This window comes from Candidatus Contendobacter odensis Run_B_J11 (assembly GCF_000531125.1).
GTDB classification, from domain to species: domain Bacteria; phylum Pseudomonadota; class Gammaproteobacteria; order Competibacterales; family Competibacteraceae; genus Contendibacter; species Contendibacter odensensis.
Genome location: NZ_CBTK010000237.1, coordinates 1 through 2,322, shown reverse-complemented (window position 1 = coordinate 2,322; position 2,322 = coordinate 1). Strand labels below are relative to the sequence as shown.

General features: G+C 44.1%; 3 protein-coding genes. All 3 read left to right on the top strand.

The window, feature by feature from the left end; all coding sequences use genetic code 11:
* Positions 1 to 70 precede the first annotated feature (70 nt).
* From tnpA to tnpC, 3 genes are read left to right on the top strand one after another with little or no spacing between them, the layout of a single operon-like run.
* Complete coding sequence (gene tnpA, locus BN874_RS13385; protein ID WP_195912193.1) at positions 71 to 373, top strand: IS66 family insertion sequence element accessory protein TnpA; 303 nt, start codon at positions 71 to 73, stop codon at positions 371 to 373.
* On the top strand, positions 370 to 741 hold the full coding sequence (gene tnpB / locus BN874_RS13380; protein ID WP_034434317.1) for an IS66 family insertion sequence element accessory protein TnpB: 372 nt from the start codon (positions 370 to 372) through the stop codon (positions 739 to 741). Before tnpA ends, tnpB begins: the two co-directional genes overlap by 4 nt.
* 46 nt (positions 742 to 787) lie before the next feature.
* Positions 788 to 2,284 carry an IS66 family transposase gene (gene tnpC / locus BN874_RS13375; RefSeq protein WP_034434316.1) on the top strand — a complete coding sequence of 499 codons (1,497 nt, stop codon included), beginning with the start codon at positions 788 to 790 and terminating at the stop codon, positions 2,282 to 2,284.
* Positions 2,285 to 2,322 lie beyond the last annotated feature (38 nt).

Sequence of the window (2,322 nt, the reverse complement as noted above, 5' to 3'; positions counted from 1 at the left end):
TATCCCTCCGACCAAGTACATATTGTAATTGCAGCTACTGGCCTTTAAGTTTGTAGTTCAAATAATTTTTATGAAGGAGCAAGTTAAAAGTCGGCGGCGCACGGCGATCGAGATCAAGAGATTTCTTGAGACATTTAAACATGGTGATCTTACTACAAAAGAGTTTTGCGAAATCAATGATATCCATCAGGCAACTTTTTATAAATGGCGGAGCCGGTATGCTGAAGTTATTCCGGTAGAGAAAAGTTCTTTCCTGGTTTTGGATCAGGTGTCTTTTGCTGCAGCATCTGAGGCTACACTTTTTGCAGAAGTAAAAGGAATAAAATTATACCAGGCTGTGGAAGCCGGCTATTTAAAAGAACTGCTGTCATGAGTGCTCTACTCACGCTTACCGATCAGCGCAGTTATCATCTCTACCGAAAGGAAACTGATATGCGCAAAGGGTTTAACCAGCTTTCTGGTATTGTTGTCAATGAACTGGGGCGGCAGGTACTGCAGGGCGATGCATTTATCTTCATCAATAAACCACGCACTCATTTAAAGTTGCTCGTTTTTGAACAGGGAGGCTTTACTATTTTTTACCGGCGGCTGGAGAAAGGTGCTTTTGAAGTGCCGGCCTTTGACCTGGATGCTAAGAGCATGAAGATCACCTGTGACCAGTTGCATTTTATTTTAAAAGGCATCTCTCTTAAAGACATAAAATACCGTAAACGCTATCAACATAATTACACCGTTTGTTAATAAAATTTATTGACGAAGATGATTCTGCTCTGCATCTTTGCAGTGCATGGAACCCAATGTCAGCATAGATTACAAGAGTTTATATGAGCAGTCTCTGCTTCGGCTTACTGCGCTGGAACAGCAGTTGCAACAACTTCAGAAAATGATCTTTGGCTCCCGCCACGAACGTTTTATTCCCTCAGATATAAACCCATCTCAACTATCTCTGAACATAAAGGCAGAGCCAGTGGCCGCAGTAAACCTAAGCGCTGCAAAGAAGATTACCTATGTAAGAACAGGTACCAGTATTGAACAAAAACCGCTGGTGCATCCGGGCCGCATGAAGTTGCCGGAAAGTTTGCGCCGTGAAGAAATTATTATTGAACCTGCGGCTGATGTAAGCAACTGCAAAAAGATGGGCGAAGAAATAACCGAGGTATTAGAATGGCAGCCGGGAGAACTCTTTGTAAAAAAATATGTACGCATAAAATATGCCCGTCTGAACGGTTCATCCGGGCAGGCTAAGCCCGGCAACAGCGGTGTGCTGATTGGTGAACTTCCGGTAAGACCCCTTGATAAAGCCATGGCCGGAGCCGGACTACTGGCACAGATCGTAATTGATAAATATGTTGATCACCTGCCACTCTACCGGCAAATGCAACGCTTTGAGCGCAGCGGCCTTAAGCTTCCTTATTCCACCCTTACTGATTGGGTAAGTGCTACCTGCAAGTTGATTGAGCCTTTATACGAAGCCTTGAAAGCATCGGTAATGCAAAGCAATTACCTGCATGCCGATGAAACTCCCATTAAGGTGCTGGATAAAGATAAGAAAGGCACTACCCATCGTGGTTATTACTGGGTGTACCAGAACAGTATTAAAAAATCCGTATTTTTTGATTATCGCCAGGGCCGTGGCCGGGAAGGGCCGCAAGGCATACTGGAACACTTCAAAGGATATTTACAGACGGATGGCTACATAGCCTATGAAATCTTTAATAAAAACAAAGACATTAAACTCATGCATTGCATGGCGCATGCCCGGCGTATGTTTCATGATGCCCTTGACAACGACAAAGAACGTGCACAGCATGCGCTGGAGCAAATACAGCATCTTTACACAATAGAGCGGATTTGCAAAGAACAAGGATTAAACTTTCCAGAAATTACTGAAGTGCGGCAGCAGAAATCTTTGCCTATACTTGGAGCTTTGGGTAAATGGATGAAAGAACAATATATGCAGACCACCCCCAAAAGCGGTATCGGAAAAGCCCTTGCTTACAGCATCGAACGCTGGCAGCGCTTATCATTATATGCAAACACTGGCATGCTGAACATTGACAACAATCCTGTAGAAAACAGCATACGGCCAGTAGCCCTTGGCAGAAAGAATTACTTATTTGCCGGCTCGCACGAAGCAGCGCAGCGAAGTGCGATGCTCTACTCCTTACTCGGCACATGCAAAATGAATGGCATCGAACCTTATGCCTGGCTGCATACCACGCTAGAAAAAATAGCAACACATCCCATCAACAGAATCAAAGAACTCCTGCCATTTAGTGATTAATTAATTATTGTGCAAGATGTAGTTGGACGGAGGGATAC